Source organism: Enterococcus sp. ARL09-542 (assembly GCF_005234805.1).
GTDB lineage: Bacteria > Bacillota > Bacilli > Lactobacillales > Enterococcaceae > Enterococcus_D > Enterococcus_D gallinarum.
On sequence record NZ_QPQX01000015.1, the window covers coordinates 22,651 to 47,404 of the forward strand.

A 24,754-nucleotide genomic window follows, 5' to 3' on the forward strand; every position below is an offset into this window, starting at 1 on the left:
TGGATGAATTATTTTAAGCTGTTTGATTCCATGATCTCGTCGATCAAGCCGTAATCTTTTGCTTCTTGAGCAGTCATGAAGTTATCACGGTCTGTGTCTTTTTCGATGACTTCGATTGGTTGACCTGTTCGCTCAGACAAGATTTTGTTTAGGCGTTCGCGAGTTTGCAAAATGTGACGAGCTGCGATTTCGATCTCTGTTGCTTGTCCTTGTGCGCCACCTAATGGTTGGTGGATCATGATCTCAGCATTTGGCAAAGCAAAGCGTTTGCCTTTTTCACCAGCTGTCAATAAGAATGAACCCATTGAGGCAGCCATCCCCATAACGATCGTTTGCACGTCTGCTTTGATGAAGTTCATGGTATCAAAGATTGCTAGTCCGGCTGTGACGCTTCCGCCTGGTGAGTTGATGTACAAGTAGATATCTTTTTCAGAATCTTGTGCATCCAAGAATAAAAGTTGGGCGATGATCGAATTGGCTAAATCATCTGTTACTTGACCACTTAACATAATGATGCGGTCTTTTAATAGACGAGAATAGATATCATAGGCTCTTTCGCCACGAGATGATTGTTCAATGACTGTAGGAATTAAATTCATTTTTTAGTCCTCCTAAAAATCGATATAGATATAGTTTAGCACAAAGTTTTTGCAATATCTAAAAGTAAGTATACCCATTAGGTCAATAAAGGTCAAATAAAAAGTTCGTTATCTTTTTTGCCTCTCTTTTAAATTATGATACAATAAAAAGAAAGTAAGCATGAAAGGGTCAGAAGAAAATGGCAGTAGCGATTGCAGGTTTTATCGGCGTATTAGTAGGCGCCTTATTAGTAACGATCATCTTCAATCTCAGAATTCGTTACGATGAACAAAAAGAAAAACGGCGACGGCTGTTGGAGCATAAAGTCAAAGAAATCGAGACACTTCTCCAATTGAACAGGAAAATCAGCGAAATTTTACAAAAACGGGTGATCCTGATGGACGAATATGTCAGTTTCGATGCTTTCGATGACTGTTATATAACGATCGATGATTTTGCTTATTTACAGTCTTTTGCCGCACAGAATAACTTTTATTTGCCGAATTATTTTTTAGAAGAATTTTTCAAGAAAATCGGTACCCGCAGAGTGATCCTTTCACCAGAAGAAACGGTGAAGATCGGCGGTTATACGTATAAAGGCGGTCGTGTCATCATGGAGAATTTCTTGGATACACTGACTGAAATGGTCAATGAGCGCAAAACGCAAATGAAAAATTTGACCAATGAACCATTAACTTATTTTTCTAAACCATTATAGTCGAGTCAATCGAGAATGGGGCTATAACATTGAGTCTGTGACAGAAGTTGCAACGAGATGATCCGAAGGACGTGAACGGAATTGCGCTCTCCATCGTGTATTTGATGAAGACCTGCTGCAGAGTAGGAGCAATTTCATGATTGTTGGGAGGATCATTTTGTGGAAAAACTTCTGTCATAGCCTCTTTTTTTGTCGATTCTCTGATATATACAAATCCTAGCGATGCCTTTAGAAAATGAGGATGGCACAAGGAGTAGGAGTTTGGTTCTATGGGGTTCCGTGGTAAAATAGAAAAAGATTGGAGTGAAACAAATGGTACAAATCGTTGCCCATCGTGGCAGTAGTGGAGACCGTCCAGAGAACACGTTACCAGCCTTTGCAGAAGCAGTTCGGGTCAAAGCCGATATCATTGAACTAGATGTTCATCTATCAAAGGATGGTCACCTGATCGTAATGCATGATGAAACAGTCGATCGCACTACGAACGGCAAAGGCCGAATTTGTGATAAAACGCTGACAGAACTAAAAGAATTGAATGCCGGCAGCTGGTTCTCAGAAGATTATGCCGCCACAAAAGTGCCGACGTTGAAGGAAGTCCTCGATCTTTTAGCAGCAAAGAATTATCGTGGTATTTTAACGATTGAATTGAAAACAGACCATTACGAGTATCAAGGGATCGAAAAGAAAGTATCTGAATTGTTAGCCAGTCAAAGCTGGCCCTTTACTCATTGGTATTGTTCATTCAATGTTGACACATTGGATCGATTGTATGCGATTGAACCGCAAGCAACCTTTGACTTTATTATGGGAAAATCGGAGGCGAAACCTCCGTTAGCATTGTCGCGCCCTTACATTGAAGGGATTCATCCTGCCTATGAGTGGGTCAAGAAACATGAGGAACAGATCGCGGATTATCCGATTGCCATTCGTCCTTGGACAGTCGATACAGAAGCAGAAATTCGTCACTGTCTTGCAGTAGGGGTCACGGGAATTATTACCAATTTTCCTGAGCGAGTCCGGGAAGTCCAAAGGAAGGTTCAGGAGGAAGCTCATTGATGGAAAAAGTGATTGTGGTAGTCGGACCGACTGCGGTTGGAAAAACGGCCTTAAGCATCGAACTGGCGAAAAAGTATCAGGGAGAAGTGATCAGCGGCGACTCCATGCAGATCTATCGTGGCTTAGATATTGGGACAGCCAAGGTAACAGCTGCAGAAATGCAAGGAATCCCTCATCATCTGATCGATATTCGCGACAGCCATGAATCCTATTCTGTGGCAGAATTTCAAAAAGAAGCCCGTGAGTTGATCACGGCCACCCATCAACGAGGTCATCTGCCTATCGTAGCAGGGGGAACCGGATTGTACATCCAGGCTTTACTCTATGACTATCAATTAGGAGCCGCTGAGGAAAGTGATCCTTCCGTTCGGCAGCGCTACCAGCAAGAAGCAGCAAGAATTGGCAAAGAAGCACTATGGCAAAAGTTGCAGGTATTAGATCCTTTAGCCGCAGCAAAGATCCATTACAACAATGAACGTAAAGTGATCCGCGCGTTGGAAGTCTTGGAAACAACGGGAATAAGCATTGCAGCCCCGACTACTGCACCGGAAGCGGTATACGATTATTTTATGATTGGGCTTTCCACAGACCGACAGTTGTTGTATCAGCGTATTGATCAGCGAGTCGATCAAATGGTGGAAGCAGGTTTGGTTGCGGAAGCACAACAGGTGCTGATCCATCCTGAGACCCAAGCAGCAAAAGGAATCGGGTACAAAGAATTTGCCCCTTATTTTGCCGGTACATGTTCATTAGAAGAAACGGTCGCACAAATCAAACAACAGTCTCGCAGGTACGCCAAACGGCAACTGACTTGGTTCAAGAATCGTCTCGCTCCTAGATGGGTCGATCTTGTCCAGCATCCTGAGGACGTATCTTCGATCGAAAAAGCGATCGACCAATGGTTGGAGGAGAAGGAATGACACAAGAACGCGTAATCCTTGTTGGCGTAGAAACAGAACGAAATTATTCGACCTTTGCGTCCTCAATGAATGAATTGAAAAGTTTGACCAAAACAGCAAACGGAGAGGTGATTTTTTCACTGATCCAAAAACGGCCGCAAGTTGATCGGCAAACAGTGATCGGAAAAGGAAAATTGGCGGAACTGCAACAGTTAGTGGATGCCCATGAAGCTGATTTGGTGATTTTCAATCATGAATTGACACCCCGACAAAGCCAGTTGATTGGTGAAGAATTAGGGGCGCCAGTTATTGATCGTGTCCAATTGATTTTAGATATCTTTGCTATGCGCGCTCGTTCAAAAGAAGGAAAACTGCAAGTAGAGCTGGCACAATTAGATTATTTGCTGCCTCGATTGATCGGACAAGGGAAAAATATGTCCCGTCTGGGGGGCGGTATTGGAACGAGAGGACCAGGAGAAACCAAACTGGAGACGGATCGACGCCATATCCGTAATCGGATCACGATCATTAAACGAGAGTTGAAGGAAGTCGCTGCTCATCGTGATCGTACCCGTCAGAAACGCCGCGACAGTCAAGTCTTTCAGATCGGTTTGATCGGGTATACCAATGCTGGGAAATCAACGATTTTGAATTTATTGACTAGTGCGGATACCTATGAGCAAGACCAACTGTTTGCGACGTTAGATCCTTTGACAAAGCGTTGGCGGTTGCCGGAAGGATTGGAAGTGACCGTTACCGATACTGTCGGCTTTATTCAAGAACTGCCGACACAATTGATCGATGCCTTTCATTCTACATTAGAAGAGAGTCAAAATATGGATCTGCTGCTGCATGTGGTTGATGCTGGTTCTCATGATCGGCAACAGCAAGAAAAAACAGTTTTAGCATTGATGGAAGAACTATCATTGACGCAAGTCCCAGTTCTGACGATCTATAATAAAGCTGATCGCATTGATCCAGAACAATTTGTGCCGACGCTGTTCCCCAATGTTTTGATTTCTGCCAAGAGCAGTAAAGGGAAAGAACAACTGATCCAAGCAATTAAAATGGAACTCATGCAAATCATGCAGCCTTATCAAACCGTTTTAGCTGCCAATGAAGGCAAGCGATTGAGCCGTTTGAAGCGGGAAACACTCTTGCTTACCAATGACTTTGACGAGGAAGATCAAACCTATCACCTAAAAGGTTTTGCATTGCCAGGTTCTGCCGGGATCTATCCAACAATTGAAGAGTAACGCTCAGGAAATGAAGTGGTCGAGCTGTGTGTAGGGAATTCTAATACCTGCACGCAGTTTTTTTTCAGTGATTACCACTGGAAATTTTTTTCATTCGACCAGTAAAAGGATGGTTTTCTAGTGATTGTTCTGCCAAACAGAAAAAAATAAATGTCTATGTCACTTTTTCTTACATGAAGGGTTGACAGTGGAAAAAACAATTGGTATAGTTTCAATTAAGTTATGCAGGATCATCTAAATGAGGGAGGCGCCACGTTATGCGGGAAAAAGAGTTGCGGCGTTCGATGTCTGTCTTTCCGATTGGAACAGTGATGAAACTAACGGATCTGACGGCTCGTCAAATTCGTTACTATGAAGAACAAGAACTGATCCATCCAGAACGCAGTGATGGTAATCGACGCATGTATTCATTAAATGATATCGATACGCTATTAGAAATCAAAGACTATCTGTCAGATGGTTTGAATATGGCTGGGATCAAACGTGTGTACGAGATGAAAATTGCCAAAGAACAAGAAGCAAAGAACAAACCGCCACTGACTGACGAAGATGTTCGTCGAATCTTTTATGACGAACTCCTAGCGCAAGGTGGTCTGAATCAACAACAGCCATTCCAACAAAAAGGTCCGCTAATGTAGATCAATGTTGTGGCACGAAAGAATAAAGGTCAAAGGAAGGGATATTATGCCGAAAATTGAAAGAACAGCCGAAGATATCAAACAAATCGTTAAAGACGAGAATGTACGTTTCTTGCGCTTGATGTTTACTGACATCTTGGGAACGATCAAAAATGTAGAAGTACCAGTTAGCCAATTGGAAAAAGTACTTGAGAACAAAATGATGTTCGATGGCTCCTCCATTGAAGGATTCGTACGGATTGAAGAAAGTGATATGTACCTTTACCCAGATTTATCTACTTGGATGATTTTCCCATGGGAAAGTGAGCATGGCAAAGTCGCTCGTTTGATTTGTGATATCTACAACCCTGATGGCACGCCATTTGCTGGCGATCCTCGCGGCAATTTAAAACGGTCACTATCAGATATGGAATCTCTAGGTTTTACTTCTTTCAATCTTGGGCCTGAACCGGAATTTTTCCTTTTCAAATTAGATGAAGATGGCGAAATCACAACAGACCTAAATGACAAAGGCGGCTATTTTGATTTTGCACCGACTGACTTAGGTGAGAACTGCCGCCGCGATATCGTATTAGAATTAGAAAGCCTTGGTTTTGAAGTAGAAGCCTCCCACCACGAAGTAGCACCAGGCCAGCACGAAATCGACTTTAAATATGCCGATGCGGTAGAAGCGTGCGATAACATCCAAACTTTCAAATTAGTTGTCAAAACGATTGCCCGCAAACACGGTTTGCATGCGACATTTATGCCAAAACCATTATATGGCATCAATGGGTCAGGTATGCACTGCAATATGTCCTTGTTCAATGGAAAAGAAAATGTCTTCTTTGATGAAGAAGGACCAATGCAGTTGAGCCAAACGGCGTATCATTTCCTAGCCGGTTTGATTGAACATGCCCGTGCTTATACAGCAGTCTGCAACCCAACAGTCAATTCTTACAAACGTCTGGTCCCAGGTTACGAAGCACCGGTTTATGTTGCTTGGTCAGGACGCAACCGTTCACCACTGATTCGTGTTCCTGAATCTCGCGGCTTGTCCACCCGGTTAGAATTGCGCTCCGTTGATCCATCCGCTAATCCGTATTTGGCAATGGCTGTCTTGCTGCAAGCCGGTTTAGATGGTATCCGTCGTGAGTTGACACCGCCGCCTGCAGTGGACCGCAACATTTATGTGATGAATGAAGAAGAACGTGCAGAAGCACAAATCGAAGACCTGCCATCAACGATCCACAATGCGATCAAAGAATTGCGTAAAGATGACGTGATGATCGATGCATTGGGCAAACACATTTTTGCGAACTTTGTGGAAGCCAAACGTTTGGAATGGGCCGCTTTCCGTCAAACAGTTTCTGAGTGGGAACGCGAGCAGTACCTTGAATTGTACTAATCAATTACTAGTCGTTCGATCTGCAGAGGCAACAAACGAATAAGTCATTGGAAGATGGTCCTTAGAATCTATTGAAGCGTCTGTGACAACCGATACAAAAAAAGAAACCGCTAGAGAAAACCAATCTAGCGGTTTTGTTCTGTTATCTATTCAAAGTAGAAGACAGGAATCGAACCTGCACCTTGTTTTCGCAAAAATGATAAGAAAACGATTTCTGATCATTTGTAACAAAACAAGTAAAGCACCGAGCTTCCTCTACAAGAATCATTATGACAAGCAGACCCAAAGAATCCATTAAGAAAGTAAGAAAGAAGTTTAGCGATTGAATGTTCATCGAAATCAGCGATTTTTCGATGTATCCGCATCCAGAAAGGATTCGAGAAAAGTTTGCTTGACTTTTGCTAGGCAAGATTGTATCATTCTGTTTGGGCACTCTTGAAAAAGAGTCAGAAAGTGATTTAGAATTTTCGCTCCCTATTCATTTATGGATAGGGAGCTTTTCTTATTTTCTAAGTACTTTTCCTGCAAAATAGTTTAAAAGGAGTTTTTCAGTTTATGACAAAATATATTTTTGTAACCGGCGGTGTGGTTTCTTCGATCGGTAAAGGTATTGTGGCAGCATCACTAGGACGCTTATTGAAGAATCGTGGCTTAAAAGTAACGATCCAAAAGTTTGATCCTTACATCAATGTTGATCCAGGAACGATGAGCCCATACCAACATGGTGAGGTATTCGTGACCGATGATGGTGCAGAAACAGATTTGGACTTAGGCCATTATGAACGTTTCATCGACATCAACTTGAACAAATACTCAAATGTAACGACTGGAAAAATCTATTCAGAAGTTTTGCGCAAAGAACGTAAAGGGGAATACTTAGGAGCAACTGTCCAAGTAATTCCGCACATCACCAATGAAATCAAAGAAAAAATCATGCGGGCAGCAAAAATGACCGATTCAGATGTCATCATCACTGAAGTCGGCGGAACCGTTGGCGACATCGAGTCGTTGCCGTTTCTAGAAGCGTTGCGCCAAATGAAAGCTGACGTTGGTTCGGACAATGTGATGTACATTCATACAACGTTGATTCCTTACTTAAAGGCAGCGGGTGAAATGAAAACCAAACCAACGCAACACAGTGTAAAAGAGTTGCGAGGATTGGGTATCCAACCAAATATCCTAGTGGTTCGGACTGAACAACCTGTGTCCCAATCAACAAAAAACAAATTGGCCCAATTTTGTGATGTTGCACCTGAAGCGGTTATCGAATCCCGAGATGTAGAAACACTCTATTCGATCCCATTGGCTTTACAAGCACAAGGAATGGATCAAATCGTTTGTGATCACTTGAAATTGAATGCGCCAGTAGCTGATATGACAGAATGGCAAGCATTAGAGGAAAAAGTATTGAACTTGAAAAAGAAAGTCCGCATTGCATTGGTAGGGAAATATGTGGAATTGCCAGATGCGTATCTGTCTGTTGTTGAAGCATTGAAACATTCTGGTTTTGCTTATGATGCCGACATTACGATCGATTGGATCAAAGCCCATGAATTAACGAAAGACAATGTTGCCGAATACTTACAGGATGCAGACGGTATCTTAGTTCCCGGCGGTTTTGGCGATCGTGGAATCGAAGGCAAGATCGAAGCGATTCGGTATGCTCGTGAAAATGATGTCCCATTCCTAGGGATTTGTCTGGGAATGCAAATGGCCTGCGTGGAATTTGCCCGCAATGTCGTTGGGTTAGAAAATGCGAATTCGGCAGAAACTGATCCCGATACAGCAAACAACATCATTGATTTGATGGCAGATCAAGAAAATATTGAAAACTTAGGCGGTACGCTACGTTTAGGCTTGTATCCATGTAAAGTCAAAAAAGGAACGAAAACAGCTGCAGCCTATGAAGGAGAAGAAGTCGTACAAGAACGTCATCGTCACCGTTATGAATTCAATAATAAATACCGCGAAATCTTTGAAGCAGAAGGTATGGTCTTCTCAGGTGTCTCACCAGACAATCGCTTAGTTGAAATCGTTGAGATTCCAGAAAATAAATTCTTTGTGGGTTGCCAATTCCATCCCGAATTGATTTCACGACCAACACGTCCACAACGATTGATCAAAGCATTTGTTGGTGCATCATTAGACAATCGTGGGTAACACATATAGTACCAGATTAAAAACCAGCTGTTGAGCTGGTTTCAGGTTGTAGGCAATGTCCCGGAAAAGGGAGGCCTACAGCCTTTTTTTAAGCATAAGAGTACGCTCTAAATAAATGTGGGGGAAATATAGTCAGGATCACTCGACCCATTTATAAAGGAACGTTCTCATAAAACACCCTTCAAAAGTTAGTTTTTTGGGTTAACTTTTGAAGGGTGTTTCCGTTCTAGCCAGTGCTAGTGCTTTTTTTAGTAGCATCCGAAGTGATACGCCTTTTCAGCTACTCCTAACTATTAAAGATAAAACTTCTTGTAGAAATTGACCCTAATAAAAGGGACCATATACCTATGGAGGTTGACTACAATAGACTCTAAACTAATTAATGAGGGAGAGAAAGATGGAAAAAATAAGCTTATTGTTGATCAGGGCTCTTTCAGAGCAAGACGGGTTTATGACAACCAAAGAGATCGCTGCAAAAGTAGGTGTCAGTACGAAAACAGTTCGTAGATATGTGGAGAAAATCAATCAAAGCCAATCGCTTTATGGCTGTGTGATTCAAGGAAAGAAAGGAAGTGGCTTGTTTTTACAAATAATCAATCATGAATTATTTCAACGTAGCTTAGAAAACACACCTCAAGAAGATTTTGTGACACAAATCATTGAGTACTTCGTCCAAGAAGACGAATACATCAAGTCAGAATTATTATGTGAACGCTTATTTATCTCACAAAGCAAGTTATCTCAAGAACTCAAAAAACTGCGACGGATTTTAAGCCATTATAATTTATCCATCCAAACAAAGCCTTACTACGGCATGAAGCTTTGCGGCAGTGAATTCGACTTACGTCGCTTTATGGCAAGCAATTATCTGCAAAAGACACACCTTAAACAACTGCATCAATTACCTTCTAGTGAAGGGACGCCATCGCAGTTGCATCGACAGATTCAAGCAATCATTTTAGCTGAGTTTTCTCAAAAAGCTTATCCGATTTCAGAAGCTATAGTGACGAACTTAGTCAATCACCTAGCAATCGCTGTAATGCGAATGCAAAGCGGCCGCTACTTGGATCGCAATCTGCCTATTGGAGGAAGAACCAATGCTGAACAATCATTATTAGGCAAGCGAATCGTCAAGCGGATCGAAGAAGAATGCGGTGTTCTTTTTACAGAATGTGAGCGAAATTATGTGCTTGGTCAGATCGTGGGGAAACGGGTCATTCCCAAAAATGAAAAAAACGTTGTCTCAGAGGAAGTTTCGGACTTAGTGAGGCAAGTTCTAAAAAAAATCAAAAACCGAAGACAAATTGACTTCAGTCAAGATTTGGACTTACAGACGATGCTGATGCTTCACTTTGTTCCTTTGATTGATCGAATCGAATTAGGAATTGAGCTGAAAAACCCGCTGTTAGATGACGTAAAAGTCCATTGCAATGTAGGATACGATTTAGCTATTATTGCTGGTCAAGTAATCGTTGCGCATTTCAATAAGCGTATCAGCGATCATGAACTTAGCTATTTAGCCATGCACTTTGATGTCGCCCTGAATAAGAAGAGTTCACAAACGCAGCGTAAGTATATTTTAGTTGTAAACGATCTGGGGAGAGCAGCCAATGCATTTTTAAAAGAAAAGTTTGAATTCTATTTCCGAAATTACATTAAAGAAGTAACGGTTTGTAATCAATATGAATTTGCTCAGTTCCTAAAAGAACAAGACTTTGATTTTATCTTTTCATCAATCGATCTACCTTATGAAGGAACCATTCCTGTAATGAGTTTTGACTATTTTATGCGGCCTGAAATGATCAAAAAAATAGCTGATGCACTGTCGACTGTTTTTACCGTTGAAAAACTTTTGACCTTCTTTAAGGAACCGCTGTTTATTTGTGACCAAGACTTTGAAACAAAAGAAGAAGTGCTGCATTTTTTATGTCATTGCATTAACGAACAATATCAGATGCCAAATAATTTTGAAGCTTTGGTATTTGAACGAGAAGCTTTTTTTGGAACCGATTTCTTGCCGATGGTTGCTTTTCCACACCCCAATGTATTGATTGGATCGGAAACAGTGATTGCTGTTGCCCATTTGAAGAAACCAATATTTTGGTATAAACAATCGGTTCGTTTGGTCTTCTTACTAGTCATTGCTGAGCAAGACCATTTAAAGGCTAAGTCGCTAAACGATCATTTGATCAAAATATGTACATCATCTGAGAAAGTGAACGAACTGATTGCGACGAATGACTTCATCACATTTATCCATCACTTAAAGGAGTAGATTATGACAGACAAAAAAATCAAACTATCAGGAGCATACAATTTTCGCGATTTTGGCGGCTACCGTAACAAAGAAGGAAAGCGTCTCATACGTGGGCGACTCTATCGTTCTGATGAATTAAGCAAGATTACAGCTGCAGATCAAGAAAAGTTAGTACAACTTGGAATCAGTAAGATCATTGATTATCGAAATAAAAAGGAAAGACTGAATAATGAAGATCGGCCGATCGGTAATGCAGAGATTCTTTATTTGACACCCATTGCGGATATTGCTGCCCTAGCTTCTTCTGAACATGATGAAGAAAGTGCACTTTCTCCCCAAAAAATGACGGCGGCTCTGGCAAAAGAATTAATGATCCGTCAGAATGAAGAATTTGTTGAAAATAAACAGTGTCAAGACGTTTATAGAGAAGTCTTAGAAATTCACTTAGCTGAAGAGGGGGCAAACGTCCAACATTGCCGTGGAGGGAAAGATCGCACTGGTTATGGCGTCGCTCTCATTCAATTACTACTTGGCGTCAGTGAAGCAGATGTGATGCATGACTATCTCTTAACCAATGTATACAAAAAAGAAAAAAATGAGAAAAGCCTGCAGCTGTTGCTTCAAGAGACCGATAATCCCGATTTTGTTCAGGCGATGCGCTATTTTAAAGAAGCTGATCGTCATTTTTTGCAGAATGCATTGGCGCGAATCGGAACTTATGGTGGAGTTGAGGGCTATGTGGTCAACAAACTTGGTTTTTCCCAACAAAAAATCCGCTTGTTAAGAGAAAAATACTTACAAAATTAAGGATAGGAGGATATTATGAATACGTTTAAGAATAAGGTGTTGGCGGGAGCAATTAAGGTGCAAAATAATGTTTATATGAAAGCGATCTCTAATGCCATGATGGGGTTAATGCCGATTATGATGATCAGTTCGATTGCTTCTTTAATCAATGCCATCGATATTGGCAATACACAACAAATAATGGATCAAATAGGTCTTAAATCATTGTTGACACAAATCAATGCGATGACCATCGATGTCATTTCCGTCTATGTTGCCTTCTTAGTTGGCTATAAACTGGCGGAACATTTGAATGCAGATCAATTAAACGCTGGCATTATGAGTTTAGTTTCATTCTTGATTTTAAGTCCCATCGCAACATTCGAAGAGACCAAAGTGATCGAGTTTTCGACGCTGGGTTCTAGTGGAATGTTCGTTGCAATGTTCGGCGGGATACTAGGTGCAAGGATTTATATTCTATGTGTGGAAAAGAATCTGACAATCAAAATGCCAGACTCAGTCCCACCAATTGTCAATAAGTCCTTTGCTGCAATCGTTCCTGGAGTGATTGTTTCCACGATCATGGGGATTATTTATGTTGTAATAGCAGCTACTCCATATGGAACGTTAACAGATATGATCTACACGTGGGTTCAAGCACCGCTAACCTTATTGGGTGCCAATGTGTTTGCTTGCATGATTATTGTGGCATTTATTGAATTCCTATGGTTTTTCGGTATCCATGGTGTATTAGCTGTCTATCCAGTGTTGATGCTGGTCTTTTATCAACCTATGCTAGACAACTTGGCTGCCTATAGTGCTGGCCAACCATTGCCACATTTGTTTACCATTGGTTTTATACTCAACAATCGCGGCGCTCGTTCCTTTGCAGTAGCTTTATTAGCCATTTTCAGTTGCAAATCAGAACAGCTCAAAGCTGTTGGGAAAATTGGATTGATTCCTTCTATGTTTGGAATCTCAGAGCCAATCAAATTTGGGATTCCGCAGGTGATGAACATAAGGATGTTGATACCACTTATGGTAACACCAGCTGTTTCTGTTTTATCAGCTTATTTATTAACGATTGTTGGCTTTATGCCTTATCATAATGGCGTCAATATCCCAACAGGATTTCCAATCATTTTTGGCGGTTTCTTAACGAATGGCTGGCAAGGGATTATCGCTCAGCTGATCCAATTTGTGTTATGCGTGCTGATTTATATTCCTTTCATGCGCTGGCAAGATAAAGCAGCACTGGCAGAAGAAGGAAAAATTGCGCAAGCATAACAAGTACTGACAGCCTATAAATTAAAATTAAGTGGGGGATTTAAGATGAAAAAGATCGTTTTAGTTTGTGCTGGTGGAATGTCTACTGGTGTCTTAGTAAATAATATGAAACAAGCAGCTCAAAAAAAAGCTATTCCAGTATCGATTGACGCATTTTCAATCGAATCGGTAGCTAGTGTGGCTAAAGATGCAGATTGTGTGTTATTAGGTCCACAGGTTTCTTATCGTTTAGCAGAAGTTCAAGGGTTAGTGGCTTGCCCAACAGCTTCTATTGATATGCGAACTTACGGTATGATGGACGGACAAAAAGCACTAGAACAAGCGCTGGAATTGATAGGAGAGTAAGATGGAAGAAAAAGAACAAATTTGTTTTCAAATTATTTCCGAAGCTGGGATGGCAAGAAGTTGCTTTTTCGAAAGTATTCAACAAATGCGAAAAGAGCAAACAAAAGAGGCCCTATCTGCGATTGAAAGTGGCAAGAGTCATTATCACAAAGCGCATATTGCTCATCGGCAATTGGTACAGCAAGAAGCACAAGGTGATAAAGTTTGGATGTCGTTGTTATTGAGTCACGCCGAGGACTTGTTAATGAGTGCAGATATTATGAGTGAGTTGGCCAAAGAGTTCAATTTACTTTATGAAGAAGTAAATGGGCTAAAGCAGATGATTGATCAGCATATTTCTTCATTGAACACAAAAGAATAACAATCAAAGAAGAAAGACGTCTACGATGAGACGATTCGAGTGAAATCGTGGACGTCTTTTCTTGGTCTATGGCAGGTGGAACATTTTTCTAGGAAAAAAGATAAAAAAAGCTGGTCTCAAAACGGAGCAGGCAAGAAAAGTGGATTACCAAAGCAAATGGCACTATCTCTTTGAGAGGATGGGATGCATGGACTCGTTCAAAGAAGTAAAAAAGCAAAAGAAACATACGAAGAACAGCTCCCCCATTTCTTCCGTTAAGAAGAAACGGGGGAAAGCTGGTTTTCATTAAAAAAGCCCCTTTTTCAGGGGCCAGTAGGGATGATCTTTCTAGGACCATTCCACATTCGCTCGTTTCTCAAAGGAATAGTTTATTTTTTCAAGGTATACCCTTGGTCTAGTAACATTTTTTCCGTTCGTTCCATGCTGATGCCATTTGAAGTATCACCTTCAAATGTGACCCCTGGCAATTGCTTTGCCGCATCGTAGTCTAAATTACTGTAATCGATCGTCAATGATTCGGTTGCTGCATCTTCTCCGTAATCAAGCGAATAATCGATACCCTTGATTGCCTGATACTGTTTGGCGATCGGATCCAATAATTGTTTTGCTTCCTCTTTCGTAGATACGCCAACAGAAGAATAAGGCATGATATTGTTGGCGGTTTGCTTTTTCACTTCGTCACCTTCGTAATTGAAGACCAACTCCATTTGAACTCCGTTTTGTTCATTCGTGAATGTCTTGGTTTTTTGACTCGCTCCATTTGCTCCGCAACTTGCTAAAAAGAATATACCCAACAACGCTATAAATCCCACTACTGTTTTTTTCATTCTATCCCTCCTTTTTTTCATGATAGTATACTCCACCTGCAAGAGCTATTCATATGCTCAAAAACAAATAGTCTTTTTTTGTCCGATAGGCAATCCATATCGTCAGCGGGAAAATGATAAATTGTTGAAAAAGTTCGTGAATTTTTTCTCGAATTTTCAGAAGTATTCTTGTTATTGTATGCAAACAAATGTAAGACGAGAGGCTAGTTTCACAAAGTTTTTTCAGAAAAGAAAATGAAAAGCAAAGAATTTTTAATTTGTGCAATCTTTTATTGAAAAGAGAATTACATCTTTTAGTAGCAAATACTGCAAATGTTTGCTAAAATAGCAGTGTCGGTTAAGCATTGCTTAACAAATAAAGTTTTTTAAAACTTAGGAGGAATTTTTTATGCCAGTAGTATCAGGAGCTGAATTCTTAAAAGCTGCTCGTCAAGGCGGATATGCAGTAGGTGGATTCAATACAAATAACTTAGAATGGACTCAAGCGATTTTAGAAGCTGCTGAAGCGAAAAAAGCGCCAGTTCTTATTCAAACTTCTATGGGTGCTGCAAAATACATGGGCGGATACAAACTTGCTAAAGATCTTATCTGTGATCTAGTTGAATCAATGAACATCACTGTTCCAGTTGCGATTCACTTAGACCATGGTGACTACGATGCAGCAATGGAATGTATCGAAGTTGGCTATACTTCAGTTATGTTCGATGGTTCTCATTTACCATTCGAAGAAAACTTGAAATTGGCTAAAGAAGTTGTTGAAAAAGCACATGCTAAAGGCGTTTCTGTTGAATGTGAAGTTGGTTCAATCGGTGGTGAAGAAGATGGCATCATCGGAGCTGGTGAATTAGCAGACATCGAAGAATGTAAACAAATGGTTGCAACTGGTATTGATTACCTAGCTTGCGGAATTGGTAACATTCATGGACAATACCCAGAAAACTGGCAAGGACTTGCTTTTGACCACTTACAAGCAATCGCTGATGCTGTAGGTTCTGATGTTCCTTTAGTATTACACGGTGGTTCTGGTATTCCTCAAGAACAAATCGAAAAAGCAATTTCAATGGGTGTTTCTAAAGTAAACGTAAATACTGAATTCCAATTGTCATTCGCAAAAGCAACACGTGAATATATCGAAGCTGGTAAAGACCAAGAAGGTAAAGGTTTTGACCCTCGTAAACTATTGGCACCAGGTAAAGCTGCAATCATCAAAGATGCAGAAGAACACATTGACTGGTTCGGTTCAGCTGGTAAAGCTTAATTCTTTCAGTTCAAAAGAACGATCACAAGTGATCGTTCTTTTTTTGTGGGGAAATCCTGCTTTTTTCTTTGTCTGTTCTATGCTAAAATTGGCATGATACACACAAACTCTAAAGTATAGGTGGATATAGATGAAAAAAATTGTCATTCAAGGCAATCGTCCCTTAAAAGGAGAAGTGACGATCAGCGGGGCAAAAAATAGTGCAGTAGCGTTGATTCCTGCGGCGATTTTGGCTGATTCTCCTGTCGTATTAGAAGGGGTGCCGGATATTCAAGACGTGCACTCATTGATTGAAATTTTAGAAATTATGGGTGTTCAAACGCACTTTGAAGAAAACACACTGACGATCGATCCAACCGAGATCGTTTCGATTCCGATGCCAAGCGGCAAAATCAATAGTTTACGCGCTTCTTATTATTTCATGGGCGCATTGTTAGGCAAGTTCGGTGAAGGAGTCGTGGGCTTACCTGGCGGCTGTTTCCTAGGTCCTCGTCCGATCGATCTGCATATCAAGGGATTCGAGGCGTTAGGGGCTACGGTTACGAATGAGCATGGTGCGATGTATTTGCGTACAAGTGAAGCGGGGCTTGCCGGAGAACGGATTTTCTTGGATATGGTATCTATCGGAGCGACGATCAATGTCATGTTGGCAGCTGTCAAAGCTAAAGGCAAGACGATCATCGAAAATGCCGCTCGCGAACCTGAGATCATTGATGTGGCAACTTTGCTGAACAACATGGGAGCCAAGATCCGTGGGGCAGGCACCAACGAGATCCGCATTGAAGGCGTCCAAGAATTACACGGTTGCCGCCATTCGATCATTCCCGATCGGATTGAAGCAGGCACTTATCTTTCTTTGGCGGCAGCAGCCGGTGAAGGAATCACCATCAAAAATGTCATTTATGAGCATCTTGAAAGCTACATCGCTAAATTAGAAGAAATTGGTGTGCGCATGGATATCAGTGAAGATGAAATCTATGTTTATCCATCGAAAGATTTAAAGCCAGCCAATGTAAAAACATACCCATACCCTGGTTTTGCTACCGACTTGCAACAACCGATCACTCCCTTACTTTTGAAAGCAAATGGCACGTCAGAAATTTTGGATACAATCTATGCAAAACGTGTCAATCACATACCAGAACTTGCACGGATGGGTGCGCAAGCAACAACGGAAGGCAATTTGATCTTGCTCAACGGACCGAGCCAGCTTCATGGCGCAGAAGTCGTTGCATCAGACTTGCGAGCAGGAGCTTGTTTAGTAATTGCTGGACTGATGGCTACGGGAACCACCACAGTCTTCAATGTCGAATATATTTTACGGGGATATGATCATATAATCGATAAACTTACAGCCTTAGGGGCTGACATTCAAATGGTAGAGGAGTAACTATGAGCGACTATCTAACAATGGCAGAACTGGAGAACAAAACGCTAAAAGAAATCTACACGTTTGCCAAAGAATTTCGAATTCCTTATTACAGCCAAATGAACAAAAAAGAATTATCACTGGCTGTTATTCGGGCCCAAGCAGAAAAACAGGGTTTCTTTTATATGGAAGGTATCCTTGATATCGTTGGACAGGAAGGTTATGGCTTTTTGCGTCCAATCAATTATGGCCCCAGTGCAGAAGATATCTATATTTCTTCTTCTCAGATTCGCCGCTTCAGTTTGCGAAATGGCGACAAAGTAGCGGGGAAAGCGAGACCGCCAAAAGAGTCAGAACGTTATTATGGTTTGATGCATGTAGAATCTGTGAATGGCAAAGATCCGGAAGAAGCAAAAGAACGACCGCACTTCCCTGCATTGACGCCGCTTTATCCGAATCGTCATTTGAAATTGGAAACTACCCCTGGTCGTCTGTCAACACGGATGATCGACATGCTGGCGCCGGTTGGCTTTGGTCAACGGGGATTGATCGTTGCCCCGCCGAAAGCCGGGAAGACTAGTATATTAAAAGAAATCGCTAACGGGATCACTGACAATCACCCGGATGTAGAGTTGATCGTCTTATTGATTGATGAACGCCCGGAAGAAGTGACGGATTTGGAACGAAGTGTCAAAGGAGATGTTGTTTCTTCGACCTTTGATCTGCAGCCTAGCAACCATACTCGGGTCTCTGAATTGGTTTTGGAGCGTGCCATGCGTTTAGTTGAAGACAAGCGTGATGTTGTGATACTGATGGATAGTATCACGCGTTTAGCGCGTGCCTATAACTTAGTCGTGCCACCAAGCGGCCGTACATTGAGTGGCGGGATCGATCCAGCCGCATTATACAAACCGAAGAAATTTTTCGGAGCTGCTCGGAATATCGAAGAAGGTGGCAGTCTGACGATTTTAGCCACTGCGTTAGTTGATACCGGCAGCCGAATGGATGATGTTATCTACGAAGAGTTCAAAGGAACCGGAAACATGGAACTGCAGCTCTCTCGCAGTTTAGCCGAGCGTCGTATTTTCCCAGCCATCGATATCAAGAAATCCGGTACCAGAAAAGAAGAGCTCTTGATGAGCAGCGAACAATTAGAAGAGACTTGGCGCTTGCGCAATAATATGACTGGTGACTCATTAGAATTCACGGAACAATTCCTACAGTTTTTAAGAAAAACAAAAACCAATGCGGATTTCTTGTCTGCTTTTCATGACGTACATTTTGGCGATAAACGGCCAAAAAGAAATCTAAAAAGATAATTGCATCGAAAAACGAAACATGGTAAGATAGTCATGTTGTAAAATCGACAAATCAACTCTGGTACAGCAAATGGACCAGGGCAAAGGAGAGAAGAAGAAATGAAACAAGATATCCATCCAGATTATCATCCAGTTGTATTCATGGACTCAACTACTGGTTTCAAATTCTTATCAGGTTCAACAAAGAATTCACAAGAAACTGTTGAGTGGGAAGATGGCAACACGTATCCATTGATCCGTGTCGAAGTAACATCTGATTCACATCCATTCTACACTGGACGTCAAAAATTCACACAAGCAGATGGACGTGTGGACCGTTTCAACAAAAAATACGGTCTCAAAGACGCGAACGCTGCGGAATAATTCTAACAAGGTTAGAACGTTGGTTTATCAACGATTTAGAGATGTTTTCCTTAGTCGGGGGCATCTCTTTTTTTGTGCATGTTGCGTTTCTTGTTGCGATATTATTTAAACTTAATTCGTCATGAATTGTGCAAAGCGATTACCAGTCTCTTCCCGCTTTTTATCAGTTACATGAGCATACACATTCATTGTTGTTTTTATATCTGTATGACCCATTCGCTCTTGAACTTCTTTGATAGGTACACCAGATTCAAGTAGGAGACTGCAATGAGTGTGACGAAATCCATGAACTGTCATATGCTCTAAATTATTATCTTTAAGAATTTTTGTTAGTCGATGATTTAAAAAATCTAGATATAAAACTTTGTTTTCTTCTGAGGTAAAAAGTAATTGTTCTTCACTATCATGTTTTATCCCTAGTTTGAAGAAGAGCTCTTTTTGCTGTAATTTCCAACGTTTCAGAAGTTTGAGTGTCTCATCATCCAAAGATAACTCTCTGACACTTTTTCTGGTCTTAGGGGTTTGAAAAATTAATTTCCAACCATCAGAAGTAGCAACCGTCTGTTTAACAGATAAGGTTCCTTGACCAAAGCTTATATCTTTCCAACGTAATGCATGTAGCTCACCTTTCCTAAGTCCGGTAAATGCTAGAATTCTAAACATCAGGAATTCAGAAAAAGGCAACTGTTCTTTTGCTTTATCTAGAAAAATAATCAATTGTTTTTGGCTGTAGTAGGGCGCTGCGTAATCCTCTTGATCAATACCCATTTGTCTTTTTGGACGAATTACACCATTCATTGGGTTATTAGTAAGCAAGCGTACACTAATAGCATACTGAAAGATTTGAGAAGTAATCATAATCAAATTATTGAACTTTTTGTAATAGCTGAACCAATGATTTACTTTAGCCTGACAATAAGGGATAGTTATCTTGTTGATCGGAATTTTTCCGAAATGAGGTATGATATGCTTCTTTAGAGCAACTTTTTGAGCAGTAAGTGTACTTGCTTTCACAGTATTCTTATACTGTTCTAACCACATTTCTGCTACTTTTTCAAAGTGAAGGTTACTATCAAAAATAAAATCAGCGCTTTTTGATTTTAGAAGCAATCGAGATAAAGCAAGATTTGCCGCTTGTCTTGTTTTAAAACCACTACGATTAGTTTTTATTTCTTTACCAGTTAATGGGTCTTTACCAAGGTAAACATGAAATTTATAGGCAATTTCACCATTCTTCTTTTTATATTTCTTTATTTTCGCCATAAATATATTATCGTCCTTTCTTGCCCGCCAGCATGTCGAACGAGTGGCATCACTCCTTTCAATTTGGTATAATAAGCATGACAAATAAGCTTATTATTTGCGTATGCATCCACTCAAACTTTGGTCGGGGAGAGGGATGCTTTTTTTGTTAGATAGTTGCTTTAAAGATTGCAGCTTTTTCGAGTGAGATTAGTGGAGCAAAGTGAATTTCGATATCGCCGGTACTGTTCAAGCTAAAATGCTGTACACAATCCATTTGTTTGCCAGAAGCAACAGAATCCATTGTGTTATCGTTTGGATAAGATTCAGCTTTCTTATCATCTGGACCATACACTTCTAAATCAGCACCAACAGGAATATCGGAATCGCTGTTGTTTTTAATAGTGTAGCTAATCTTAACAACCGCAGCAGGATTAGAATCATCAAATTGATTTCTTTCATCAGTCAATTCAACATTAGTTAACGTATATTCAACATCGCCAACTTTTACTGTGTCCCCAACTGAGTAGAATTTATCTTCTTTGACAGTGGAGGATTCAGATGTTTGCTCGTCTTTTTTAGATTTTGAAGAAGAAACTTTCTCTCCGCCATTTGCAGATTGATTATCTTTATTGCCGCCAAGTGATCCGCCAACAGCAGCAACTATAATAACCACTAAAATCCAGAACCATACCTTTTTGTAAAAGGGTTTGTTCACCTTATACATTTTACCATCTTCGCCTCTAACTCTTTTTGCCATTTCTTATTCCTCGATTCTTTGATATAATATATTTGTACTGTCTCAGAAATGAGGTAAGGGCTTTTAGAAGTTGGAGCTTCTAAGAGCTTTATTTTTTTAGCAAAATATTTTCATGGGTTCAACGAAAATAGATTCGCTGTCAAAAGTAAAAATGTAATTGCGATGATAGTGCTTTGTTCCGTATTTATTATAATAATGTAAAAGAGCATCCTCTAAAAATTCTGCGGTGACATTTAGGTATTCACTACATTCGTATTTATTATTGCAACCATTTAGAGCGCAACTTAACAAGTCATCTAAGGTAATGAGCATCTCAATACCATATCTTCTAGCCTTCCACTCCTCTTTCCATGCACCAGAAGCTTTATAATCAAGAATGTTTCCTACGGTTCTTTTATAATGTCCGTATTCCTCAGCCAATACAACTTTTTTCTTCCGGTTAGTAATATTTTTCTCTAAATAAATCCTCCCGTTTCTATACAGAGCTGTAAATCCTGTTCCTGATTCAACAGCCCCCTCAATCACGGGTATTTCTTGTGAAATTCTTTCTATTAAAATCTCATAGTCATCCATGCCCAACCCTACTATCCTAAAAAGATTTATTTAAATTTATTATCGAATTTATTATCTAGTTCATCTAGAAAATCATTAATACTATCTAACTCTTTCTGAGAAACTTTTCTTTCAGGATTTTCAGAATGAGCGGCGATTGTGTATATCCCGTTCTCTTCTTCCCTTTTTTGCTCAAAAAGTTTAAATGTTGCGAAATTGATCACTTCCTGTTTTCTTTTTGAATCCAATTGTGAGTACACATTCATTATTTCTTCAGGAGAATCAGTTTCTTCATTACCTTCTATGATGAAGCTTTTTGAGACATGGAAAAGATCAGATAAATTTTGTATAGCACCCATCCTGGGAGTTTTTAAACCTGTTTCCCAGTTTGAAACAGTTTGCTTGCTAACTCCAATTCTTGTCGCTAAATCTTCTTGTGTCATTTTGTATTTGTTCCTTAAGAAACTTATCTGCTTTCCTATTATATTCTCTTCCATAATGATTCCTCCTGATTTCTATAACGATATTTTATAACATTAAGTTATATAAATCAACATTAAGTTATACGAAAGTTATTATTTCCTCTTGACTATAACTTTAAGTTAGATTATCATGGTGGCAAGGAGGTGAGCTTCATGTTACAAATCACATTGAAAGCTGCAAGAGTAAACTCAGATTTGAAACAAGACGAAGTTGTATCTATTTTAAAGGACAAATTTGGAATATTAATTACAAGACAAAGGCTTGCTGAATATGAAAAGGATGCTACAGATGTGCCTATAAGCTTAGCGAAGAAGTTATCAAAAATATATGGTATACCAGATGACCATATTTTTTTTGGGAATAGGTCAACTTTAAGTTATACTTTCCGGAATCTTAAAAAAGAGAAAGCGGGTTGAATTATATGCCAATAATTTCAGCACCTATCGAAATACCAGAAAGTTTTGGAGATGACTTAGCAGCTGTAATTGCTGCTAAAGTCATGCAAAACGTTAATGAATCAATCAAAGCCAACGAACTTCCACCATATCCAACGAGAAAGCAAGTTCGGCAGATTCTTAGAATTGGTGAAGAACGATTGAATGAATGGATTATTGAGGGATTGCCTCAAATCCCATTTGGCAAAGAAACAAGGTTCGATCGGGAAGATATCAAAAGATTCTTAAACTCCAAGAAAATTTAATGCCCGCCAGCATGTAGAAACAGGAGGAATCAATGAAGTATTCGCTTAATCAAGAATTATTGATCAACAGTTTAGTGAAAGAAAAAGTGAAAGATCTCCAACAGCTTCTTCACGATAAAAAAGACATACTAAGTGATCGACAACATGAGATCACAAGTAAGGAGCTAAAACAGTACCAAGAATTGCTTTATCGAAATAGAATAAATCGCCAATTGTGAAAGAGGTGAGTATATGAACAAAAAATGGCTAGCAGCGCTTCACAGTGACCCGCTTTATAAAGCAAGGCAATTACAAGCAATTGGATATGCAAGTTTGATTCTGAACGGTGTTCTGCTGTTTATTGTGTTTTTACTAATGATTGGAGGATAGAGAGATGTTCAAAGAAAGAGAGATTGTTTTTACAACAAACAGAATGTATGTGAAACCATATGTACAAAAAATCAAATCGATTATCTGGAATAAATTTGAATCGACTTGCGAAGTAGAGGACCGTTCATTTGATAGCGATGAAATCCCATCCATTGTGATGTACTTCATTGTTTCTGATGAACAATTTGAAAAACTTCAAGTTGCTTTACCTAAACTGCTACCTGATTTGATTAGTAAAGGAGGTATTCACTATGCATAACGATAAATTAGCGTTGACGTTGGCAGATAAATTGATGGCTAAAGTTTCAAGTTTACTTGATGCAGAAGTTAAAACAATCACTGCTGATTTACAAGATACACAAAAAGACATGGAAGCAAAACGTACAATTTCGTTAAAACTGGCAATTCAGATTACTAGCGATCATCGAGGAATAACGATTAGTGGCGAGTCAAATCATGGATTACCTAAACGCGAGTTAGATCCAGTGGTTTATCCAATTGATGTGAATAATTCTGGTCAAATCAATCTCTTTGAGGACGAATGAAGGGCAGGGGATGAACATGCTATCAAAAGCAATTGCCTTTTTAGAAAAGCTTCCAGCAGTAGTTTTGCGTGCAAGACTCATGAAAAGAGAAGAAGGTCGAGTGTATACGATAGAGGCTAAGACTGCTCAAGGCAAGGTGGAGCTTTTTCAACTTAGAGGAAGAACCTTGTATCATCATGTAGTTCATCTGGGTAAGCCTATCGAAGAAAAAGTATTATTTCAGTTTTCAGAACAAATAAAAAAGCCGCCATAAAGGCGACCCTGAGTTTGGTATAACAATATCTCTGACAAGATGATTATACCATTCTCAGATATTTTTTGCAAAAAAACGCTGATATTTAGGCGTTTTATCGTCCTTGTAATAGATACTAACTTAACGGACAAAGAGAAATAGCTGAGGTGTGTCATGAGGAAATCGTTTGTTAGAGAGCGGAGAGTAGAAGCTGGTCCATACAAAGAAATTCGGCTATATAGCAGAACATTTGAACAAGAAAGAAAGTGTAAGGAGCCAAGAGGGCGCAGAAAGAAAGTAACTGGTCTATCTCAAGCAAGATGGAATCAAGCACAAAGCAAGAGGAAAGCTGCATTGTTTCTATATGCAAACTTTGGGGAACGTGATTACTATGCAACCTTTACTTACTCCAATCAATTTCTACCAGAAAAACCAGCTGATGCAAAACGCGATCAAGATAATACATTAAAGAAATTGAAGCGCTTATACGCAAAAGAAGGTTATGAGCTCAAATATATGTGGTTCACTTCTTATCAATATGATGAGGAAGTAGGATATATCACTCGAATCCACCATCATATCGTTTTGAATCACGGACCATCAAGGGATGATATTGAGCAAATATGGTCTAAAGGACGAGGGAAGAAGAAACAACCTTTAGGAAGAAGGCAAGTTCAAACTATTCAATATGATTCTGATGGCATGCAAGGATTAGTCAATTACTTAACTGGTCAAGAAAAGTGGGAAAACCGCCAGTGGAAGAAAGGTCAAAAGCGATGGTCAAAGAGTCGCAATCTAAAAGAACCAGCCGAAACTACAAATGATAATTATTGGTCGTTTAGAAAACTGAATAAATTAGGTTTGGCCAACGATGATGGAGCAGAAGAAATTCTAAAAAGGTTTCCAGGGTATCGCATTCTGGGTGACATTTTAAAAATCTATGATGAAGATCGTGGATGGTATTTCAAAGTAGAGCTATTCAGAAACGATGATGGATAGTAAAGGG

The 24,754-nt window shown here is 40.0% G+C and carries 30 protein-coding genes; 24 read left to right on the plus strand and 6 right to left on the minus strand.

Translation table 11 applies throughout. The features are described from left to right. Positions 1–8: 8 nt before the first annotated feature. Entirely contained in the window at positions 9–599 is a 591-nt protein-coding gene (clpP, locus tag DVW06_RS13775) for an ATP-dependent Clp endopeptidase proteolytic subunit ClpP (protein ID WP_003127359.1), read from the minus strand. Between the two features lie 179 nt (positions 600–778). On the opposite strand from clpP, the gene DVW06_RS13780 reads away from it, so the two are divergent. The 12 genes from DVW06_RS13780 (at position 779) to DVW06_RS13835 (ending at position 13,729) form a co-directional block, all read left to right on the plus strand. After that, on the plus strand, positions 779–1,297 hold the full coding sequence (locus tag DVW06_RS13780; RefSeq protein ID WP_003127360.1) for a hypothetical protein: 519 nt from the start codon (positions 779–781) through the stop codon (positions 1,295–1,297). Positions 1,298–1,609: 312 nt separating this feature from the next. Further along, positions 1,610–2,353, plus strand: a complete 744-nt coding sequence (locus DVW06_RS13785) for a glycerophosphodiester phosphodiesterase (RefSeq protein ID WP_005471627.1) — start codon at positions 1,610–1,612, stop codon at positions 2,351–2,353. Continuing rightward, entirely contained in the window at positions 2,353–3,273 is a 921-nt protein-coding gene (miaA, locus tag DVW06_RS13790) for a tRNA (adenosine(37)-N6)-dimethylallyltransferase MiaA (protein WP_005471628.1), read from the plus strand. Before DVW06_RS13785 ends, miaA begins: the two co-directional genes overlap by 1 nt. Further along, positions 3,270–4,508 carry a GTPase HflX gene (hflX, locus tag DVW06_RS13795; RefSeq protein ID WP_003127363.1) on the plus strand — a complete coding sequence of 413 codons (1,239 nt, stop codon included), beginning with the start codon at positions 3,270–3,272 and terminating at the stop codon, positions 4,506–4,508. The genes miaA and hflX overlap by 4 nt, the downstream gene beginning before the upstream one ends. 257 nt (positions 4,509–4,765) lie before the next feature. Beyond that, positions 4,766–5,146 carry a MerR family transcriptional regulator gene (locus DVW06_RS13800; RefSeq protein WP_003127364.1) on the plus strand — a complete coding sequence of 127 codons (381 nt, stop codon included), beginning with the start codon at positions 4,766–4,768 and terminating at the stop codon, positions 5,144–5,146. 46 nt (positions 5,147–5,192) lie between these two features. Further along, complete coding sequence (gene glnA / locus DVW06_RS13805; protein ID WP_021149242.1) at positions 5,193–6,533, plus strand: type I glutamate--ammonia ligase; 1,341 nt, start codon at positions 5,193–5,195, stop codon at positions 6,531–6,533. Positions 6,534–7,088: 555 nt separating this feature from the next. Continuing rightward, complete coding sequence (locus DVW06_RS13810) at positions 7,089–8,693, plus strand: CTP synthase (protein ID WP_003127367.1); 1,605 nt, start codon at positions 7,089–7,091, stop codon at positions 8,691–8,693. Positions 8,694–9,090: 397 nt separating this feature from the next. Next, entirely contained in the window at positions 9,091–10,968 is a 1,878-nt protein-coding gene (locus tag DVW06_RS13815) for a BglG family transcription antiterminator (protein ID WP_005471633.1), read from the plus strand. A 3-nt stretch (positions 10,969–10,971) separates the two neighbouring features. Next, positions 10,972–11,757 carry a tyrosine-protein phosphatase gene (locus DVW06_RS13820; protein ID WP_137264764.1) on the plus strand — a complete coding sequence of 262 codons (786 nt, stop codon included), beginning with the start codon at positions 10,972–10,974 and terminating at the stop codon, positions 11,755–11,757. 15 nt (positions 11,758–11,772) lie between these two features. Further along, a complete protein-coding gene (locus tag DVW06_RS13825) occupies positions 11,773–13,023 on the plus strand; it encodes a PTS sugar transporter subunit IIC (protein ID WP_003127370.1) in 1,251 nt (416 codons plus the stop codon). A gap of 45 nt (positions 13,024–13,068) precedes the next feature. Beyond that, positions 13,069–13,368, plus strand: a complete 300-nt coding sequence (locus tag DVW06_RS13830) for a PTS sugar transporter subunit IIB (RefSeq protein ID WP_003127371.1) — start codon at positions 13,069–13,071, stop codon at positions 13,366–13,368. Between the two features lies 1 nt (position 13,369). Beyond that, positions 13,370–13,729: a PTS lactose/cellobiose transporter subunit IIA gene (locus tag DVW06_RS13835; RefSeq protein ID WP_003127372.1), complete on the plus strand. Its 360-nt coding sequence runs from the start codon at positions 13,370–13,372 to the stop codon at positions 13,727–13,729. 368 nt (positions 13,730–14,097) lie between these two features. Here DVW06_RS13835 and DVW06_RS13840 read toward each other — a convergent pair whose 3' ends face one another. Continuing rightward, on the minus strand, positions 14,098–14,556 hold the full coding sequence (locus DVW06_RS13840) for a YehR family lipoprotein (protein WP_003127373.1): 459 nt from the start codon (positions 14,554–14,556) through the stop codon (positions 14,098–14,100). A gap of 388 nt (positions 14,557–14,944) precedes the next feature. On the opposite strand from DVW06_RS13840, the gene DVW06_RS13845 reads away from it, so the two are divergent. The 4 genes from DVW06_RS13845 to DVW06_RS13860 all read left to right on the plus strand — a co-directional run bounded on the left by DVW06_RS13845 (position 14,945) and on the right by DVW06_RS13860 (position 18,865). After that, positions 14,945–15,814, plus strand: coding sequence for a class II fructose-bisphosphate aldolase (locus DVW06_RS13845; protein ID WP_003127374.1), 870 nt, complete (start codon positions 14,945–14,947; stop codon positions 15,812–15,814). A 130-nt stretch (positions 15,815–15,944) separates the two neighbouring features. Next, positions 15,945–17,204: a UDP-N-acetylglucosamine 1-carboxyvinyltransferase gene (locus tag DVW06_RS13850; protein ID WP_003127375.1), complete on the plus strand. Its 1,260-nt coding sequence runs from the start codon at positions 15,945–15,947 to the stop codon at positions 17,202–17,204. A gap of 2 nt (positions 17,205–17,206) precedes the next feature. Further along, positions 17,207–18,502 (plus strand): transcription termination factor Rho, encoded by a 1,296-nt coding sequence (gene rho, locus DVW06_RS13855; RefSeq protein WP_003127377.1) that lies wholly within the window; start codon positions 17,207–17,209, stop codon positions 18,500–18,502. 99 nt (positions 18,503–18,601) lie between these two features. Then, positions 18,602–18,865, plus strand: a complete 264-nt coding sequence (locus DVW06_RS13860; protein ID WP_005228304.1) for a type B 50S ribosomal protein L31 — start codon at positions 18,602–18,604, stop codon at positions 18,863–18,865. A gap of 111 nt (positions 18,866–18,976) precedes the next feature. Here the strand turns inward: DVW06_RS13860 and DVW06_RS13865 are convergent, their stop codons facing one another. From DVW06_RS13865 to DVW06_RS13880, 4 genes are all read right to left on the minus strand, one after another. Then, positions 18,977–20,128 carry a tyrosine-type recombinase/integrase gene (locus DVW06_RS13865; RefSeq protein WP_137264765.1) on the minus strand — a complete coding sequence of 384 codons (1,152 nt, stop codon included), beginning with the start codon at positions 20,126–20,128 and terminating at the stop codon, positions 18,977–18,979. Positions 20,129–20,276: 148 nt separating this feature from the next. Further along, on the minus strand, positions 20,277–20,867 hold the full coding sequence (locus DVW06_RS13870) for a DUF5067 domain-containing protein (RefSeq protein ID WP_137264766.1): 591 nt from the start codon (positions 20,865–20,867) through the stop codon (positions 20,277–20,279). A 96-nt stretch (positions 20,868–20,963) separates the two neighbouring features. Continuing rightward, complete coding sequence (locus DVW06_RS13875; protein ID WP_137264767.1) at positions 20,964–21,440, minus strand: ImmA/IrrE family metallo-endopeptidase; 477 nt, start codon at positions 21,438–21,440, stop codon at positions 20,964–20,966. Between the two features lie 26 nt (positions 21,441–21,466). After that, positions 21,467–21,916, minus strand: coding sequence for a helix-turn-helix domain-containing protein (locus DVW06_RS13880; RefSeq protein WP_137264768.1), 450 nt, complete (start codon positions 21,914–21,916; stop codon positions 21,467–21,469). A 138-nt stretch (positions 21,917–22,054) separates the two neighbouring features. On the opposite strand from DVW06_RS13880, the gene DVW06_RS13885 reads away from it, so the two are divergent. The 8 genes from DVW06_RS13885 (at position 22,055) to DVW06_RS13915 (ending at position 24,747) form a co-directional block, all read left to right on the plus strand. Continuing rightward, a complete protein-coding gene (locus DVW06_RS13885; protein ID WP_131731871.1) occupies positions 22,055–22,318 on the plus strand; it encodes a helix-turn-helix domain-containing protein in 264 nt (87 codons plus the stop codon). A gap of 5 nt (positions 22,319–22,323) precedes the next feature. Beyond that, positions 22,324–22,602 (plus strand): helix-turn-helix domain-containing protein, encoded by a 279-nt coding sequence (locus DVW06_RS13890; RefSeq protein ID WP_131731870.1) that lies wholly within the window; start codon positions 22,324–22,326, stop codon positions 22,600–22,602. Between the two features lie 32 nt (positions 22,603–22,634). Next, on the plus strand, positions 22,635–22,820 hold the full coding sequence (locus DVW06_RS13895; protein ID WP_137264769.1) for a hypothetical protein: 186 nt from the start codon (positions 22,635–22,637) through the stop codon (positions 22,818–22,820). 13 nt (positions 22,821–22,833) lie between these two features. Then, positions 22,834–22,971 (plus strand): hypothetical protein, encoded by a 138-nt coding sequence (locus DVW06_RS17245; protein WP_174784185.1) that lies wholly within the window; start codon positions 22,834–22,836, stop codon positions 22,969–22,971. A gap of 4 nt (positions 22,972–22,975) precedes the next feature. Continuing rightward, positions 22,976–23,230, plus strand: coding sequence for a hypothetical protein (locus DVW06_RS13900; protein ID WP_137264770.1), 255 nt, complete (start codon positions 22,976–22,978; stop codon positions 23,228–23,230). Continuing rightward, positions 23,223–23,516: a hypothetical protein gene (locus DVW06_RS13905; RefSeq protein ID WP_137264771.1), complete on the plus strand. Its 294-nt coding sequence runs from the start codon at positions 23,223–23,225 to the stop codon at positions 23,514–23,516. Before DVW06_RS13900 ends, DVW06_RS13905 begins: the two co-directional genes overlap by 8 nt. 10 nt (positions 23,517–23,526) lie before the next feature. Further along, the gene (locus DVW06_RS13910; protein ID WP_231130302.1) at positions 23,527–23,769 is read left to right on the plus strand and encodes a hypothetical protein; all 243 of its coding nucleotides are present in this window, start codon (positions 23,527–23,529) and stop codon (positions 23,767–23,769) included. Positions 23,770–23,922: 153 nt separating this feature from the next. Continuing rightward, positions 23,923–24,747 carry a rolling circle replication-associated protein gene (locus DVW06_RS13915; protein WP_165483308.1) on the plus strand — a complete coding sequence of 275 codons (825 nt, stop codon included), beginning with the start codon at positions 23,923–23,925 and terminating at the stop codon, positions 24,745–24,747. Positions 24,748–24,754 lie beyond the last annotated feature (7 nt).

What these genes read in the sequence shown, in the direction of transcription:
- DVW06_RS13815 (WP_005471633.1), top strand. Translation starts at nt 9,091, where the DNA reads ATGGAAAAAATAAGCTTATTGTTGATCAGGGCTCTTTCAGAGCAAGAC.
- DVW06_RS13860 (WP_005228304.1), top strand. Translation starts at nt 18,602, where the DNA reads ATGAAACAAGATATCCATCCAGATTATCATCCAGTTGTATTCATGGAC.
- DVW06_RS13820 (WP_137264764.1), top strand. Translation starts at nt 10,972, where the DNA reads ATGACAGACAAAAAAATCAAACTATCAGGAGCATACAATTTTCGCGAT.
- DVW06_RS13845 (WP_003127374.1), top strand. Translation starts at nt 14,945, where the DNA reads ATGCCAGTAGTATCAGGAGCTGAATTCTTAAAAGCTGCTCGTCAAGGC.
- DVW06_RS13850 (WP_003127375.1), top strand. Translation starts at nt 15,945, where the DNA reads ATGAAAAAAATTGTCATTCAAGGCAATCGTCCCTTAAAAGGAGAAGTG.
- glnA (WP_021149242.1), top strand. Translation starts at nt 5,193, where the DNA reads ATGCCGAAAATTGAAAGAACAGCCGAAGATATCAAACAAATCGTTAAA.
- DVW06_RS13865 (WP_137264765.1), bottom strand. Translation starts at nt 20,128, where the DNA reads ATGGCGAAAATAAAGAAATATAAAAAGAAGAATGGTGAAATTGCCTAT.
- DVW06_RS13895 (WP_137264769.1), top strand. Translation starts at nt 22,635, where the DNA reads ATGAAGTATTCGCTTAATCAAGAATTATTGATCAACAGTTTAGTGAAA.
- DVW06_RS13915 (WP_165483308.1), top strand. Translation starts at nt 23,923, where the DNA reads ATGAGGAAATCGTTTGTTAGAGAGCGGAGAGTAGAAGCTGGTCCATAC.
- DVW06_RS13900 (WP_137264770.1), top strand. Translation starts at nt 22,976, where the DNA reads ATGTTCAAAGAAAGAGAGATTGTTTTTACAACAAACAGAATGTATGTG.
- DVW06_RS13780 (WP_003127360.1), top strand. Translation starts at nt 779, where the DNA reads ATGGCAGTAGCGATTGCAGGTTTTATCGGCGTATTAGTAGGCGCCTTA.
- DVW06_RS13840 (WP_003127373.1), bottom strand. Translation starts at nt 14,556, where the DNA reads ATGAAAAAAACAGTAGTGGGATTTATAGCGTTGTTGGGTATATTCTTT.
- DVW06_RS13810 (WP_003127367.1), top strand. Translation starts at nt 7,089, where the DNA reads ATGACAAAATATATTTTTGTAACCGGCGGTGTGGTTTCTTCGATCGGT.
- DVW06_RS13875 (WP_137264767.1), bottom strand. Translation starts at nt 21,440, where the DNA reads ATGGATGACTATGAGATTTTAATAGAAAGAATTTCACAAGAAATACCC.
- DVW06_RS13910 (WP_231130302.1), top strand. Translation starts at nt 23,527, where the DNA reads ATGAACATGCTATCAAAAGCAATTGCCTTTTTAGAAAAGCTTCCAGCA.
- rho (WP_003127377.1), top strand. Translation starts at nt 17,207, where the DNA reads ATGAGCGACTATCTAACAATGGCAGAACTGGAGAACAAAACGCTAAAA.
- DVW06_RS13905 (WP_137264771.1), top strand. Translation starts at nt 23,223, where the DNA reads ATGCATAACGATAAATTAGCGTTGACGTTGGCAGATAAATTGATGGCT.
- hflX (WP_003127363.1), top strand. Translation starts at nt 3,270, where the DNA reads ATGACACAAGAACGCGTAATCCTTGTTGGCGTAGAAACAGAACGAAAT.
- DVW06_RS13880 (WP_137264768.1), bottom strand. Translation starts at nt 21,916, where the DNA reads ATGGAAGAGAATATAATAGGAAAGCAGATAAGTTTCTTAAGGAACAAA.
- DVW06_RS13830 (WP_003127371.1), top strand. Translation starts at nt 13,069, where the DNA reads ATGAAAAAGATCGTTTTAGTTTGTGCTGGTGGAATGTCTACTGGTGTC.
- DVW06_RS13800 (WP_003127364.1), top strand. Translation starts at nt 4,766, where the DNA reads ATGCGGGAAAAAGAGTTGCGGCGTTCGATGTCTGTCTTTCCGATTGGA.
- miaA (WP_005471628.1), top strand. Translation starts at nt 2,353, where the DNA reads ATGGAAAAAGTGATTGTGGTAGTCGGACCGACTGCGGTTGGAAAAACG.
- DVW06_RS13890 (WP_131731870.1), top strand. Translation starts at nt 22,324, where the DNA reads ATGCCAATAATTTCAGCACCTATCGAAATACCAGAAAGTTTTGGAGAT.
- DVW06_RS13885 (WP_131731871.1), top strand. Translation starts at nt 22,055, where the DNA reads ATGTTACAAATCACATTGAAAGCTGCAAGAGTAAACTCAGATTTGAAA.
- DVW06_RS13835 (WP_003127372.1), top strand. Translation starts at nt 13,370, where the DNA reads ATGGAAGAAAAAGAACAAATTTGTTTTCAAATTATTTCCGAAGCTGGG.
- DVW06_RS13870 (WP_137264766.1), bottom strand. Translation starts at nt 20,867, where the DNA reads ATGGCAAAAAGAGTTAGAGGCGAAGATGGTAAAATGTATAAGGTGAAC.
- clpP (WP_003127359.1), bottom strand. Translation starts at nt 599, where the DNA reads ATGAATTTAATTCCTACAGTCATTGAACAATCATCTCGTGGCGAAAGA.
- DVW06_RS13825 (WP_003127370.1), top strand. Translation starts at nt 11,773, where the DNA reads ATGAATACGTTTAAGAATAAGGTGTTGGCGGGAGCAATTAAGGTGCAA.
- DVW06_RS13785 (WP_005471627.1), top strand. Translation starts at nt 1,610, where the DNA reads ATGGTACAAATCGTTGCCCATCGTGGCAGTAGTGGAGACCGTCCAGAG.
- DVW06_RS17245 (WP_174784185.1), top strand. Translation starts at nt 22,834, where the DNA reads ATGAACAAAAAATGGCTAGCAGCGCTTCACAGTGACCCGCTTTATAAA.